At 67.1% G+C, this 14,483-nt stretch carries 17 protein-coding genes; 9 read left to right on the forward strand and 8 right to left on the reverse strand.

What is annotated here, in order from left to right; genetic code table 11:
* Window positions 1-5 precede the first annotated feature (5 nt).
* Window positions 6-1,211, forward strand: coding sequence for a cytochrome P450 (locus MAA44156_RS16710; protein WP_009975032.1), 1,206 nt, complete (start codon window positions 6-8; stop codon window positions 1,209-1,211).
* Between the two features lie 10 nt (window positions 1,212-1,221).
* A complete protein-coding gene (locus MAA44156_RS16715) occupies window positions 1,222-1,422 on the forward strand; it encodes a ferredoxin (RefSeq protein WP_003873007.1) in 201 nt (66 codons plus the stop codon).
* A 3-nt stretch (window positions 1,423-1,425) separates the two neighbouring features.
* On the opposite strand, the gene MAA44156_RS16720 is transcribed toward MAA44156_RS16715, so the two are convergent.
* The 8 genes from MAA44156_RS16720 to MAA44156_RS16755 form a co-directional block, all read right to left on the reverse strand.
* Window positions 1,426-1,719: a DUF1330 domain-containing protein gene (locus MAA44156_RS16720; RefSeq protein ID WP_009975031.1), complete on the reverse strand. Its 294-nt coding sequence runs from the start codon at window positions 1,717-1,719 to the stop codon at window positions 1,426-1,428.
* A 20-nt stretch (window positions 1,720-1,739) separates the two neighbouring features.
* Window positions 1,740-1,928, reverse strand: a complete 189-nt coding sequence (locus MAA44156_RS16725; protein ID WP_003873009.1) for a ferredoxin — start codon at window positions 1,926-1,928, stop codon at window positions 1,740-1,742.
* A complete protein-coding gene (locus MAA44156_RS16730; RefSeq protein WP_003873010.1) occupies window positions 1,925-3,199 on the reverse strand; it encodes a cytochrome P450 in 1,275 nt (424 codons plus the stop codon). The genes MAA44156_RS16725 and MAA44156_RS16730 overlap by 4 nt, the downstream gene beginning before the upstream one ends.
* Window positions 3,200-3,337: 138 nt before the next feature.
* On the reverse strand, window positions 3,338-3,865 hold the full coding sequence (locus tag MAA44156_RS16735) for a hypothetical protein (protein ID WP_003873011.1): 528 nt from the start codon (window positions 3,863-3,865) through the stop codon (window positions 3,338-3,340).
* The gene (locus MAA44156_RS16740) at window positions 3,862-4,476 is read right to left on the reverse strand and encodes a TetR/AcrR family transcriptional regulator (protein ID WP_003873012.1); all 615 of its coding nucleotides are present in this window, start codon (window positions 4,474-4,476) and stop codon (window positions 3,862-3,864) included. Before MAA44156_RS16740 ends, MAA44156_RS16735 begins: the two co-directional genes overlap by 4 nt.
* Window positions 4,477-4,581: 105 nt before the next feature.
* The gene (locus MAA44156_RS16745; RefSeq protein ID WP_009975030.1) at window positions 4,582-5,736 is read right to left on the reverse strand and encodes a thiolase family protein; all 1,155 of its coding nucleotides are present in this window, start codon (window positions 5,734-5,736) and stop codon (window positions 4,582-4,584) included.
* A gap of 108 nt (window positions 5,737-5,844) precedes the next feature.
* Window positions 5,845-7,011, reverse strand: coding sequence for an acyl-CoA dehydrogenase family protein (locus MAA44156_RS16750; RefSeq protein WP_009975028.1), 1,167 nt, complete (start codon window positions 7,009-7,011; stop codon window positions 5,845-5,847).
* A gap of 94 nt (window positions 7,012-7,105) precedes the next feature.
* Window positions 7,106-8,404 (reverse strand): amidohydrolase family protein, encoded by a 1,299-nt coding sequence (locus MAA44156_RS16755; protein ID WP_009975027.1) that lies wholly within the window; start codon window positions 8,402-8,404, stop codon window positions 7,106-7,108.
* 320 nt (window positions 8,405-8,724) lie between these two features.
* Between MAA44156_RS16755 and MAA44156_RS16760 the strand changes: the two genes are divergently transcribed.
* Genes MAA44156_RS16760 through MAA44156_RS16790 form a run of 7 tightly spaced genes read left to right on the forward strand, consistent with a single transcriptional unit; the run spans window position 8,725 to window position 14,466 of the window.
* Complete coding sequence (locus MAA44156_RS16760) at window positions 8,725-9,258, forward strand: carboxymuconolactone decarboxylase family protein (protein ID WP_009975025.1); 534 nt, start codon at window positions 8,725-8,727, stop codon at window positions 9,256-9,258.
* A gap of 18 nt (window positions 9,259-9,276) precedes the next feature.
* Window positions 9,277-10,560, forward strand: a complete 1,284-nt coding sequence (locus tag MAA44156_RS16765) for an aromatic ring-hydroxylating oxygenase subunit alpha (RefSeq protein WP_009975024.1) — start codon at window positions 9,277-9,279, stop codon at window positions 10,558-10,560.
* Entirely contained in the window at window positions 10,538-10,867 is a 330-nt protein-coding gene (locus tag MAA44156_RS16770) for a hypothetical protein (protein ID WP_003873018.1), read from the forward strand. Before MAA44156_RS16765 ends, MAA44156_RS16770 begins: the two co-directional genes overlap by 23 nt.
* 2 nt (window positions 10,868-10,869) lie before the next feature.
* Entirely contained in the window at window positions 10,870-12,099 is a 1,230-nt protein-coding gene (locus MAA44156_RS16775; protein WP_009975023.1) for a metal-dependent hydrolase family protein, read from the forward strand.
* Entirely contained in the window at window positions 12,080-12,526 is a 447-nt protein-coding gene (locus MAA44156_RS16780) for a nuclear transport factor 2 family protein (protein ID WP_003877248.1), read from the forward strand. The genes MAA44156_RS16775 and MAA44156_RS16780 overlap by 20 nt, the downstream gene beginning before the upstream one ends.
* 20 nt (window positions 12,527-12,546) lie before the next feature.
* Entirely contained in the window at window positions 12,547-13,644 is a 1,098-nt protein-coding gene (locus MAA44156_RS16785; protein ID WP_009975022.1) for an acyl-CoA dehydrogenase family protein, read from the forward strand.
* A 3-nt stretch (window positions 13,645-13,647) separates the two neighbouring features.
* Complete coding sequence (locus MAA44156_RS16790; protein ID WP_009975021.1) at window positions 13,648-14,466, forward strand: acyl-CoA dehydrogenase family protein; 819 nt, start codon at window positions 13,648-13,650, stop codon at window positions 14,464-14,466.
* Window positions 14,467-14,483: the final 17 nt, after the last annotated feature.

Raw genomic sequence — 14,483 nt, forward strand, 5'->3', positions numbered from 1 at the left:
ATTCAGTGACCAAACCGAAGCTCGTCTTCGATCCGTACTCCGAGGACTACTTCAACAACCCGTACGAGATCTATCGGCGGATGCGCGAGGAAGCGCCCCTGTATTACGACGAAAAAGAGGATTTCTACGCGCTGACCCGCCACGTGGACGTCGCGGCCGCGTTCAAGGACTACGAGACGTACTCCTCGGCACGCGGCTGCGACCTGGCGATGGTGCGCCGCGGCATCTCGCCGGAACAGAAGTCCATCATCTTCATGGACCCGCCCGAGCACCGCCACATGCGCAGCCTGCTCAACAAGGCGTTCACCCCGCGGGCGATCCAGTCGCAGCGCGAGACCATCATCGAGGTGGTCGACAAGTATCTGAGCGCCGCCGACCCCGACAACTTCGACGTGGTGCAGGACTTCTCCGGGCCGTTCCCGGTGGAGGTCATCACCCGGATGGCGGGCGTGCCTGAGGAATACCGCCAGCAGGTCCGCCACTGGATCGACACCAGCCTGCACCACGAGCCGGGGCAGATCGAGGTCAGCGAGGCCGGCATGCAGGCCAACATCGACACGGCGATGTACTACTTCGGCCTGGTCCAGGAGCGCCGCCAGAACCCGCAGGACGACATGATCAGCCGGCTGATCGCCGCCGAAATCCCCGGCGAAAACGGCCAGATGCGCAAGCTCGACGACATCGAGATCACCGGCTTCGCGACCCTGCTGGGCGGCGCGGGCGCCGAGACCGTCACCAAGCTGCTCGGCAACGCGGCGGTGATCTTCGCCCGCCACCCCGACCAGTGGCAGAAGCTGCAAGACGATCGCGACAAGATCCCCGGGGCGGTCGAAGAGCTACTGCGCTACGAGGGCCCGGTGCAATACAACGTCCGCTACACGCTGAAGGAGGCGCACGTCAGCGGGGGCGTGATCCCGGCGGGCAAGCCGGTGTTCCTGTGCGGTGCCGCGGCCAACCGCGACCCAGAGGCCTTCACCGACGCCGACACCTTCGACATCGAGCGGGACCAGACCGAGGCCCAGCACCTCGGCCTGGGATACGGCATCCACAGCTGCCTGGGTGCCGCGCTGGCCCGCCTGGAGAGCCGGATCGCGCTGGAGCGGCTGCTCGACTTCATGCCGCGCTACGAGGTCGACTGGGCGGGCTGCAGACGAGTGACCATGCAAAACGTGGCGGGCTGGAAGAACGTGCCCGTCAAGGTGCTTCGGTAAGGGGGTCACGGTGACGAAGAAGATCGAGGTCGATTGGGGGCTCTGCGAGAGCAACGGCGTCTGCATGGGCATCAACCCGGACATCTTCGAGCTCGGCGATGACGACATGCTGACCGTGCACCAGGAAGAAGTCACCCCGGAGAACGAACACGACGTGCGCGAGGCCGTCCGTCAATGCCCCCGGCAGGCGATCTCCATCGTCGGCGAGTAGCCGTCAGAAGCCGGCGAGGATGACCGCGTTGCAGTCGGCCGCCGCCTGGCGCAGCTTCGCGGCTTTCTGGTAGCCCTCGGATTCGTACCACGCCCGGGCCGCGTCCACCGATTCGAATTCCAGGACGACGGTCTGGTCGCCGTGCCAGGTGCCCTCGATGACGGTGGGCGCGGTGTCCACGGCAAGCACGGTGGCGCCGCTCATCGCCGATCCGGCGGCCTTCGCGTAGGCCTTCATGCCCTCCGGATCTTTGATGGCCTCGGTGAGGATGACATAGCCTTTTCGCCCGTCGGCCACTCGAATCTCCTTACTCGCGTTTACTTTTCGCTGATCGCCTGCTCGGGACAGCATTCGATGGCCTCTTGGGCGGCCGACTCCAATTCCGTTGGGACATCGGCATCTATCGCTTCGGCGTAGCCGTCGTCGGTCAGGCTGAACACCTCGGGACACAGCGTCAGGCACATCCCGTGGCCGCGACAGCGCTGGTCGTCTACCCAAACCCTCATGCCAGCGTGAACTCCAGGTGCAATTCGGTCAGGCCGCGCAGGATGTAGGTCGGAACATATTGGTAGCGGCGGTCATTCGCCGGGCCGTGGATGTTCTCGTTGATCCTGATGTCGGTGGTGCGGTCGAGCAGCCGTTCGATGGCCACCCGGGTCTCGGCGCGCGCCAGCGGCGCGCCCGGGCAGCTGTGGATGCCGCGGCCGAAGGAGATGTGCTGGCGGGCGTTCTTGCGGGCCGGGTCGAAGGTGGCGGGGTCGTCGAACCGGCGCGGGTCCCGGTTGGCCGCCGCCTGCACCACCATCACCGTGGTCCCGGCGGGTAGGTCGACGCCGCCGACGGTGACCGGCCTTCGGTTCAACCGGAAGTCGCCCTTGACCGGGCTCTCGTGGCGCAGCGACTCCTCGATGAAGTTGGGAATCAAGCTGCGGTCCTTGCGCAACTGCGCCTGGATGTCCGGGCGCTCGCCGAGCGTCTGCAGCGCCGCCCCCAACAGCCGCACGGTGGTTTCCTGGCCCGCCGAGAAGACGTTGCTGGCGACCCGGGCCACGTCTTCGACCTCCGGGATGGAGCCATCCGGATACGTCGCGGTGGCCAGCCCGGTCAGCACGTCCTCGCGCGGTTGCCGACGGCGGTCGCGGACGTAGTCGGAGAACAGGCCGTAGAGGAATTCCAGCGGGCTGTGCGCCAGCGTTTCCTCGCCGGTGCCGCCGACCCCGCCGCCCGAGTGCTGGCGGATGCCCTTGACGAACTTGTCCCGGTCCTCCTCCGGCACGCCGAGCAGATCGGCGATCACCAGCAGCGTGAACGGGCCGGCGAAGCCCTTGATGAACTCGCCGTGCCCCGGCGCCAGGAAGGTGTCCAGCGCCTGGTCGGCGAGCACCCACATGGCGTCCTCGTTCTCCTTGAGCCGCTTGGGGGTGATCAGCCGCATCAGCAGGGAGCGGTGGTTGGTGTGGGTGGGCGGGTCGAGGGTGGGCAGCTGGTCACTGAAGGGCAGCTCGTCGCGGTGCCGCTCGATCAGCTCGGTGACGTCGTCACCTTCCAGCGGCACCGGAAAGCCGGGAAAGGGGCCGGTGACCGAGATGCACGAGGACCACGTCTCGGCGTCGTTGAGCACCGCGCAGGCCTCGTCCCAGCCGGTGATCATGGTGACGTTGTGGTGGCTTTCCTTGGTGACGGGGCACCGCTGGCGCAGCGCCTCGTAGTAGGGGTACGGGTTCTCGATGAGCTCGCTGCCGCGGAAGAAGTCCAACTCGGAGAATTCGTTCGTCATCTCCTGCTCCTTGAATCTCGGCTAGTGAGAACGTGCCTCTCGCGAATGAGCATTACATTTCCATACGCCAAGGTGGTCGTCAACGCGGCCCCCGGCGGGAACCGGCCGGCGCCGGTCACAGCCAGGCCCGGCGCCGGATCAGCTGGCGGGCACCAGGTCGGCGGCCACCGACGGCCAGGCCAGCAACCCGCTGCGGAAGGTCTCGACGCGATCGACGGCCACCTGCGGCGCCCCGTCGACGCCCGAGGCGGCCGCCAGGGCCTTGGCCTTGAACGTCTGCGCCGCCATGCTCAGCCGGTGCTGCACCAGGCCGACGCTGTCGTCGAGTTCGGACGGCCAGGTCTCGCCCCACAGCGTGACCTCGGTGACGCCGTGGTCGAGGGCCTGCAGCACGCCCTGACGCACCCGTGCGTCGCAGCCGAACAGGTCGGCGCCGGCCGCCAGCGCCTGCGGACGGGGACGCGCGTGCACCGACGCCAGCGCCTCTTCCAGGTCGAGTACCTGGGCGCCGACGATTTGCAGCGGCCGGGGGTCGGGTTCCTCGGCGAGGTCCATCAGCAGCACCGTGACGTCCCATCCGGCCATCGACCGGTCGAAGATCCAGCCGCCGGCGAATCGCACCACGTCGACGGCGGTGGCGGCGACGACGTCGAGCCGGTATCTCATGTCGTCTCGGCCCTCTTCGGAGGCGCGAAGTCCCGCGCCAGTGTCTCGGCGTACTGCTTGAACACCTCGGGCAGCGGTATCGAAGGATCGAGCAACCATGTCGTTTCCATTCCGTGGACGAAGGCGAGAATCTCAACGGCCTTGACGGCGGGGTCTATGTCGGCGCGGTAGCGGCCATCGGCCTGGCCGCGGCGGATCAGGTCGGCGACGATGTCGGTCGCGGCCCGGTGCCTGGCCAGCATGCGGTCGTGCAGCGGCGCCTCGGGCAGGATGTTCTCCACCAGTAGCACCGTGAAGGTGCCCACCAGTTCGGGCGCCCGGTAGAACCGGTCGGCGACCGCGGCGATCTGGTCGAACAGGTCGCCGGTCCGGTCGGCGTGGGTGTCGTCGTCGAGGTCGCGGGCGTCGAGCACGGCGTGCAGCAGCTGCTCCTTCGATTCGAAGTGATGCAGCAGGCCCGCCGGGGTGACGCCGGCCTCCCCGGCGATCTGGGCGAGGGTGGTGTTGCGCCAGCCGTTGCGGGTGAGCAGGCGCTGCGCGACGTCGAGAATCCGCTGCTTGCGGTCCTCGCCCTTGGCCAGCAGCGTGTCGTAGCGCCGTGCGACGGGCAAATGCAACTCCTCGGGCCGGGTGACGTGGGAAAACCAACCTAGTGAACACACAGTAGGTTAGTTTGGCGGCTGCGACAAGGGTCACCCATCGGTGTTTTTCCGCGGTCAGCTCACCAGCTCGACCGGGGTGGCGTTGGCGGTGCCCCCGCCCTCGCACATGGTCTGCAGCCCGTAACGAATTCCGTTGTCGCGCATGTGATGTGCCATGCGCGTCATCAGCACGGCCCCGGACGCGCCCAGCGGGTGCCCAAGCGCGATGGCGCCGCCCAGCGGATTCGTCCGGGCCGCATCGGCCCCGGTCTCGGCCAGCCAGGCCAGCGGCACCGGCGCGAACGCCTCGTTGACCTCGAACACGCCCACATCCGACAGCGCGACGCCGGCCTTCTTCAACACCTTCTCGGTCGCCGGGATCGGGCCGGTGAGCATCAGCACCGGGTCGGCGCCGGTGACCGCGCCGGCCACATACCGCACGATCGGCGTCAGTCCCAGCTCGACGGCCATCTCGGCGGTGGTCACCAGCAGCGCGGCCGCACCGTCGGAGATCTGCGAGGAATTCCCGGCATGGATCACACCGTCCTCGGCGAAGGCCGGTTTGAGCGCGGCCAGCTTCTCCACGCTGCTTCCCCGCCGCACGCCCTCGTCGGCGGCGACGACCTTGTTCTCGGCGTCCTCGACGAACACCGGGACGATCTGGTCGGTGAAGGCGCCGGCGTCCTGGGCGGCGGCCGCCCGCTCGTGCGAGCGGACTGAGTACTCGTCGAGCTGGGTGCGCGAGAACCCCCACTTCTTGGCGATCATCTCCGCCGACAGGCCCTGGTTGAAGGAGAAGTCGTCATAGCGGGCAAGCACTTTGGGGCCGTACGGCGTGCCGGTCGCCCGGGCCGCACCGAGCGGGACGCGGCTCATCACCTCCACCCCGCCGGCCACCACGACGTCCTGCTGACCCGACATCACCGCCTGCACGGCGAAGTCCAGCGCCTGCTGGCTGGAGCCGCAGGCCCGGTTGACGGTGGTCCCGGGAATGCTTTCCGGCCAGCCCGCGGCCAGCACCGCGTAGCGGCCGATGTTGCTGGACTGGTCGCCCACCTGGGAGACGCAGCCCCAGACCACGTCGTCGATGAGCTCGGGTCCGATGCCCGTGCGTTCGACGAGTTCGTTGAGCACGATCGCGGACAGGTCGGCGGCGTGCATGCCGGACAGCGCGCCGTTGCGTTTACCCACCGGGGTGCGCACGGCCTCGACGATGACTGTTTCACGCATAACTGTTACTCCGATTCCTCATGCCCGACCGTCCCATCATTGCCGAACGTGTACTGGTAGCGAAAAAATCGCCAAAAATCAGCCGTGAGTACACGTTCGACGCCGGGCCTAGTAGCTGCGCGGCAACTTCAGCACGTTGGCGCCCAGGAAATTCAAGATCATCTCCTGGCTCACCGGCGCGATCTTCATCAGCCGGGCCTCGCGGAAGTAGCGGGTGATGTGGTACTCCTCGGCGTACCCCATGCCGCCGTGCGTCTGCAACGCCTGGTCGGCCGCGGTGAAGCCGGCGTCGGCGCACAGGTATTTGGCCGTATTCGCCTCGCGTCCACAGGGTTTGCCGTTGTCGTAGAGCCAGGTGGCCTTGCGCAGCATCAGTTCGGCCGCATCGAGGCGGGCAAGCGAATCGGCGAGCGGGAACTGCAGGCCCTGGTTCATGCCGATGGGACGGCCGAAGACCTCACGCTCGTTGCCGTATTTCACCGCCTTGTCCAGCGCCACCCGGCCGATGCCCAGCGCCTCGGCCGCGATCAGCATCCGCTCCGGGTTCAGGCCGTCGAGGATGTACTGGAATCCCTTGCCCTCCTCGCCGATTCGGTCCTCGACCGGCACCTCGAGATTGTCGATGAACAACTCGTTGGAGCTGACGGCGTTGCGGCCCATCTTGCGGATCGGGCGGATGTCGACCCGGCTGCGGTCGAGGTCGGTGATGAACAGCGTCATCCCGTCTGTCTTCTTGGTGACCTCGTCGTAGGCCTGGGTGCGGGTCAGCAACAGGATCTTGTCGGACTCCATCGCTTTGGAGATCCACACCTTGCGGCCGTTGACGATGTAACGGTCCCCATCCCGCTTGGCGAACGTGGTGATGCGTGAAGTGTCAAGTCCGGCACCGGGTTCGGTGACGCCGAAGCAGACGTGCACCTGACCGGTGGCGACGGCGGGCAGGGTACGGGCCTTGAGTTCGTCGGAGCCGTGCACCACCACCGGTTGCATGCCGAAGATGGACAGGTGGATCGAGCTGGCCGCGTTCATGGCGCCGCCGGACTTGGCGACCTCCTCCAGCAGAATGGTGGCTTCGGTGGTGCCGAGACCGTGACCGCCGTACTCGGTGGGAATGGTCATCCCCAACCAGCCGCCCTCAGCGATGGCGTTGTAGAACTCAGTCGGAAATTCGTGCGCCTGGTCCTTCTCCATCCAGTACTGGTCGTCGAATTTCCCGGCCAACTCCGCGACGGACCGGCGGATCAGCTCCTGGTCCTCGGTCAGCGCGAAATCCATGCCACGCCCCTTTCTCGAGCGCGAGCAGACACAAAAGCACCCGACACGCCGATGGATCGGGGGCTTTTGCGTCTGCTCGGCGACAGTACGGTGCTCAGTCCTTGTTGCCGGTGAGCGCTTTCGCGTTGGCCGCGAACTCCGCGAACGACGAGCCGCCCCGGCTGTCCTTGTCGTGGCCCTGCGCCTTGATGGACACGTCGTGCCCCTCGGCGGCCTTGCGCAGCGCACCGACGGTGGCCTGTTCCCGCGAAATGTGGGTGAACGGGTCGAACGAATACCACCGCATGGCGTTCTGGTAGGTCATCTTGTTGATCTCGTCGTCGGGAACGTTGTTGATGGACAACACATCCCACAGCTCCTCGGGGGCGCCGGGCCACATCGAGTCGCTGTGCGGGTAGTCGGCCTCCCAGCAGATGTTGTCGATCCCGATCTCGTTGCGCAGCGCCACGCCGACCTTGTCGCTGATGAAGCAGGTCAAAAAGTGCTCGCGGAAAACCTCGCTGGGCAGCTTGCCCTTGAAGTCCTGGTGCGTCCACGCGGAGTGCATCTCGAAGGTCCGGTCCGCGCGCTCCAGGAAGTAGGGAATCCAGCCCGTCCCGCCCTCGGAGAGCGCGATCTTGAGGTCCGGGAACTCCTTGATCGGCCGCGACCACAACAGGTCGGCGGCGGCCTGCACGATGTTCATCGGCTGCAGCGTGATCATCACGTCCATCGGCGCATCGGGCGCGGTGATGGCCAACCGCCTCGAGGAACCGATGTGCACGTTCATCACGGTGTTGGTGTCCACCAACGCTTTCCACAGCGGGTTCCAGTACTCGTCGTGGAAGCTGGGATATCCCATCGCGGCCGGGTTCTCGGTGAAGGTCAGCGCGTGCACGCCCTTCTTGGACACCCGGCGCACCTCTTTGGCGCACTCCTCGGCATCCCAGATCACCGGGATCGCCATCGGGATGAAGCGTGCCGGGTAGGCCCCACACCACTCGTCGATGTGCCAGTCGTTGTAGGCCTGCACCAGCGCGATCGAGAAGTCGTTGTCCTCGGTGGCGAACAGCCGACCGGCGAAGCCGGGGAACGACGGGAAGCAGATCGAGGCCAGGATGCCGCCGGCGTTCATGTCCTTGACGCGCTCGTCGACGTTGTAGCAACCCGGCCGGATCTCGTCGAGCCCGGTCGGCTCGATGCCGTATTCCTCCTTCGGCCGGCCGGCGACCGCGTTGAGCGCCACGTTGGGGATGACGGTGTCGCGGAACTTCCACATGTCCGAGCCGTCCGGGTTGTGCACCAGCCGCGGCGCGTCGTCCAGGTACTTCTTCGGCAGATGGTTCTTGAACATGTCGGGCGGCTCGACGGTGTGGTCGTCGACGCTGATCAGGATCATGTCCTCTTTGTTCATGGCCGTTGCCCTTCCGTTGGATCCGCCGGGTCGATTACGGCCGCGGCGAATCGCTGTCCCGTGCCAAGATCACTAAAATGAAAACTATCTTCTCGTCAGGTGAGAATCAACATCCAGCGGTTGCCCCGGCCGCGCGCCGCCGCCTGACCAGGCCCTTGACCGCGAACCAAATTTCTGGCCCGCGGCGGTCGACGCGCTGAGGCGCACGCCGAGCGCCGCGGGGCCGCCCCGCACGCCGGCATTGACCGAGCGCACGTTTCGTGCCAGTCTGTTAGTTGCAAATGAGAATCTGATTCTCTTCCACCGAGAGGACACTGCTAATGCGCTTGCAGCCGCTCCCCGCCGAGCAGTGGGACGAGGCGACCCGGCAGGCGCTCGCGGCGATGCGCGGAGCCGACACCAACAACGCGCTGTCCACGCTGGCCCACCACCCGGCGCTGGCCAAGGCGTTTCTTCGATTCAACGTCCACCTGCTGACGGCTTCCACGCTGCCGCCGCGGGTGCGCGAACTGGCCATCCTGCGGGTGGCCCATCGCCGGCAGTGCGCCTACGAGTGGTCGCATCACGTCGGCATGGCCAAGGATGAGGGAATCACGGACGAGCAGATCGCGGCGGTGCGCTGTTTTGCCGGCGACGGCGCCGGCCCATTCGACGCGTTCGACCACGCGGTGCTCGCCGGGGTCGACGAGCTCGACGAGAAATCGGAACTGTCCGACCGGACCTGGGCGGCGCTGGGCGAGCGCCTCGACGACCGGCAACGCATGGACTACGTCTTCACGGTGGGCTGCTACACCCTGCTGGCCATGGCCTTCAACACTTTTGGCATCCAGCTCGAACATGCCGAACAGCATTGAGAAAGAGGAGTAACAACGGTGCCTCACTTCCCCAAGCCAGCCGCAGGCAGCTGGACAGAGAATTACCCCGAACTCGGAACCGGCCCAGTCGATTACACCGACTCGATCGACCCGGCCTTCTTCGAAGCCGAACGCGAGGCGATCTTCAAGAAGACCTGGCTCAACGTCGGCCGCGTCAATCGACTGCCCCGCACCGGCAGCTACTTCACCCGGGAGCTCCCGTCGGCCGGCAAGGGCACCTCGGTGATCATCGTCAAGACCAAGGACGGGTCGGTCAAGGCGTACCACAACGTCTGCCGTCATCGCGGAAACAAGTTGGTGTGGAACGACTTTCCCAACGAGGAGACGTCCGGCACCTGCCGCCAGTTCACGTGCAAATACCACGCCTGGCGCTACAGCCTGGACGGCGACCTGACCTTCGTGCAACAGGAAGAGGAGTTCTTCGACCTCGACAAGAGCAACTACGGCCTGGCGCCGGTGCGTTGCGAGGTGTGGGAAGGCTTCATCTTCATCAACTTCGACGACAACGCGGCCCCGCTCACCGACTACCTGGGGCCGCTGGCCAAGAGCATCGAGGGCTACCCCTTCGGGGAGATGACCGAGACGTATTCCTACCGGGCCGAGGTGGGCAGCAACTGGAAGCTGTTCATCGACGCGTTCGTCGAGTTCTACCACGCGCCGATCCTGCACCAGGGGCAGTACACCAAGGAGGAAGCCGCCAAGATCCAGAAGTTCGGCTACGAGGCACTGCACTACGAGCTGGCCGGGCCGCACAGCCTGCAGTCGACCTGGGGCGGTCAGGCACCGCCCCCGGACATGTCCATGGTCAAGCCGATGGACCAGGTGTTGCGCAGCGGGTTGTTCGGTCCGTGGGACAAGCCGGAGATCATCGAAAAGCTGGACCTGCCACCGGGTGTCAACGTCAAGCGGGTGCCGCAGTGGGGCATCGACTCGTGGCTGTTCTACCCGAACTTCATGCTGCTGATCTGGGAGCCCGGCTGGTTTTTGACCTACCACTACTGGCCCACCGCGGTGGACCGGCACATCTTCGAGTCCACGCTGTATTTCGTGCCGCCGCGCAACGCGCGGGAACGCCTGGCCCAGGAGCTGGCCGCGGTGACGTTCAAGGAGTACGCACTGCAGGACGCCAACACCCTGGAAGCGACCCAGACCATGATCGGCACCCGGGCCGTCAAGGAGTTCCTGCTGTGCGACCAGGAAGTCCTGATCCGTCACCTGCACAAGACGACCGGCGACTACGTGAAGGAGTACCAGAACAATGGCCACGTCGCTGCCCGCTGAATTCGCCGATTTAGAGCCGTATTTGGAGTGGGACCTCGCCACCGAGCCCGAGCGCTATGCCAAGCGGCTGGCCTCGAGCATGAGCGAGATGCAGGCGTTCTACGACGCGGCCTTTCCGCGCCTCAACGACGTGATCGCCTACTGTGACCAGTACCCGCTCGACGACCTACCCGAGGACGCGAAGACGCTCATGCACATGATGCAGTCGTTGGTCATGGTGTCGTTTCCGATCGAGGCGTGGAAGCAGCCCCGCGTCCCCGACAGCGGGGCCGCGTGGGTGGAGCTGATCAGGGAGCCGGTGATCTGACGTTGCAGACGATCAAGGCCGCCGGGCTGTTCGACGTCGACGCCGGCGAGATCGTTCGGCCCGGGATTCTGCGGGTCGACGGGGACCGGATCGTCGGAGTCGGGGACTCGGGCCCGACGGGCGCGGACGACAACGTGATCGACCTGGGCGAGGCGATCCTGTTGCCCGGGTTGATGGACATGGAGGTCAACCTGCTGATGGGCGGGCGCGGGGAGAAACCCGGTCTGTCTCAGGTGCAGGACGACCCGCCGACCCGGGTGCTGCGCGCGGTCGGCAATGCCCGGCGCACGCTGCGCGCCGGGTTCACCACGGTGCGCAACCTGGGCCTGTTCGTCAAGACCGGCGGATATCTACTGGACGTGGCGCTGGCCAAGGCCATCGACGCGGGCTGGATCGACGGGCCCCGGGTGGTGCCGGCCGGGCACGCCATCACCCCGACGGGCGGCCACCTGGACCCGACGATGTTCGCCGCGTTCGCGCCGCACGCCCTGGAACTGACCGTCGAGGAAGGCATCGCCAACGGCATCGACGAGATCCGCAAGGCGGTGCGCTACCAGATCAAGCACGGCGCCGAGCTGATCAAGGTTTGCTGCTCGGGTGGCATCATGTCATTGACGGGACCGCCTGGCGCACAGCACTATTCGGACGAGGAGCTGCGCGCGATCGTCGATGAGGCGCATCGGCGCGGGATGCGCGTCGCCGCCCACACCCACGGCGCCGACGCGGTCAAGCACGCCGTCGCCGCCGGCATCGACTGCATCGAGCACGGTTTTCTGATCGACGACGAGGCGATCGCCAGCATGGTCGAGCACGGCACCTTCCTGGTGAGCACCCGTCGTCTGGCCGAGGGGATGGACGTCTCGCACGCCCCGCCCGAGCTGCAGGCCAAGGCCGCCCAGATGTTCCCGAAGTCGCGCACCTCGATCCTGGCCGCGCACCGGGCCGGGGTGAAGATCGCCGTCGGCACCGACGCGCCCGCAATCCCGCACGGCCGCAACGCCGATGAACTCGTCACGCTCGTCGAGTGGGGGCTGCCGCCGGTGGCGGTGCTGCGGGCCGCCACCGTCACCGCGGCCGAGTTGATCAACTCCAGCGACCGCGGCCGGCTGGCCGAGGGCTACCTCGCCGACGTCATCGCCGTTCCGGGAAATCCGTTGGAGGACATCACGGTAACCCAGCACGTCAGCTTCGTCATGAAAGGCGGCAAGGTCTATGTCCACAACCAGAACTGACGACCTGGTCGAGATCCAGCAGCTGCTCGCGCGCTACGCGGTCACCATCACCCAGGAAGACATCGACGGGCTGGTCGCCGTCTTCACGCCGGACGGAACCTACAGCGCCTTCGGCGAGACGTACAGCCTGAACCGATTCCCCGAATTGGTGGCGGCGGCCCCAAAGGGCTTGTTTCTCACCGGAACCGCGGTGGTCGACCTCGACGGCGACCAGGCGAGCGGCACCCAGCCGTTGTGCTTCATCGATCACGCCACGCACGACATGCGGATCGGCTACTACCGCGACACCTACGTGCGGACCCCCGACGGCTGGCGCCTCAAGACCCGCGCCATGACCTTCATCCGCCGCAGCGGTGTGCACGACTCCGGGCGCCCGCACGCCATCGGGCGTCCGGCCGGCGACTCCGCGGCCCAGGCAGCGACCTAAGGAGCCGACCCATCGACGGTGTGAATGTCGAGCAGTTCCGGGCCGACCTGCGCGCGTGGCTCGACGACAACGATCTGACCCCCGGGCCCGACCATTCCCTGCAGGGCCACATGAAGCAGTTCGCCCGGGTCAGCCGCGCGCTCTACGACGCCGACTGGATGCGGTACGGGTGGCCGGCCGAAGTCGGTGGCCTGGGCGGACCCGCGGTGCTGCGGGCGGTCGTCGGCGAGGAAGTGGTGGGCCGCCGGCTGGCCGAACCCGGACCCTACTCGATGCTCGAGGTGCTGGCCCCCACCATGATCGACTACGCCCCCGCCGAACTGGCCGCGGAGATGGTGCCGCGGCTGCTGCGCGGCGAAGAGCACTGGTGTCAAGGCTTTTCCGAGCCGGGGTCGGGCAGCGACCTGGCGTCGCTGACCACCCGCGCGACCCAGGACGGCGACCACTGGATCGTCAACGGGCAGAAGGTCTGGACCAGCTTCGCGCAGTTCTCCACCCGGTGCGTGCTGCTGACCCGCACCGCGCCCGGCTACGACGGGATCACCGCCTTCTTCGTCGACCTGGACACGCCGGGTATCACCATCCGGCCGCTGCGCACCATGCACGGCGTCGACGAATTCTGCGAGGTGTACTACGACGACGTGGCGATTCCGTCGAGCCGCATGCTCGGCCGGCCCGGCGACGGCTGGCGCCTGGCCATGGATCTGCTGCCGTATGAACGGTCCTCCTGCTTCTGGCAGCGCATCGCCTACCTCTACTCGCGTTTCGACGATCTGATCGCCGAGGTCTCGGCGGCCGGGGAGCCCGACGAATCCTCCCTGGGCGCGGCCTATTTGGCGCTGCACACGTTGCGCTGCCGGTCGCGCGCCACCCAGCACCGGATGCGCGACGGGGCCCGGCTGGGGCCCGACACCTCGATCGACAAGGTGCTGCTGGCCACCGCCGAGCAGCGGCTCTACGACACCGTGCGCGACCTGTTGCCGGGCACCCTGGAGCTCGAAAACACGCCGTGGCGCTCGGAATACCTGTACTCGCGCGCGGCCACCATCTACGGCGGTACCGCCGAGATCCAGCGCAACATCATCGCCCGCCGGCTGCTCGATCTCGGGAAGGAGTGAACCGTGGCACCTTCGGCTGACGCCGAGTCGCTGCGCCTGCTGACCGACTCGCTGCGCACCACGATGAGCGCCGCCTCGGGAGCCAAGCTGGACGCCGCGCTGACCGATGTGGGCTGGCGCGACATGCTCGACGAAATGCCGGACATCGCAATCCCTTTGGTGTTCACACTGCTCGGCGAGACGGGAGCGCACGCCCCGCTGCTCAACGACGTGCTGCTGTGCGCGGCCGGCGAAGCACCCGGGGGCACCCTGGCGTTGCCGTTCACCGGCGGGTCCTGGGTGCTGTGGGAGCGCCGCGACAGCTGCGACTCGGCGATCGACGAGCTGCTGCCGATACACCGTGTGCCGCAGGGCGATCCATTGCCGGCCGCCGCGCTGCACGCGGGGTGGCGGGCGCTGGGCTGGTGGCTGGTCGGCACCAGCCGGGCCATGCTCACGCTGGGCCGCCGGCACGCCGTCGACCGCGTGCAGTTCGGTCGGCACATCAGCTCGTTCCAGGCGATCCGGCATCGGCTGGCCGAGGCCCTGGTAGCGGTCGAGGGCGCCGAGGCCACCCTGCAGGCCGCCGCGGAATGCGACGAGGACCCGGGCCTGGCCGCCCTGCTGGCCAAGGCCGCGGCCGGGCAGGCGGCGCTGACCACCGCACGCCACTGCCAGCAGGTGCTGGGCGGTATCGGGTTCACCGCCGAGCACCCGCTGCATCACCACATCAAGCGCTCGCTGATCCTGGACGGCTTGCTGGGCAGCGCCCGGGAATTGACCCGCCAAGCGGGAAAGACGCTGGTGACGACCGGATCGGCGCCGCGGCTCGCCCAGCTCTAGCACCCGGCCCGCCCCCT

The sequence above is a fragment of the Mycobacterium avium subsp. avium genome (genome assembly GCF_009741445.1).
In the GTDB taxonomy this organism is placed as follows: Bacteria; Actinomycetota; Actinomycetes; order Mycobacteriales; family Mycobacteriaceae; genus Mycobacterium; species Mycobacterium avium.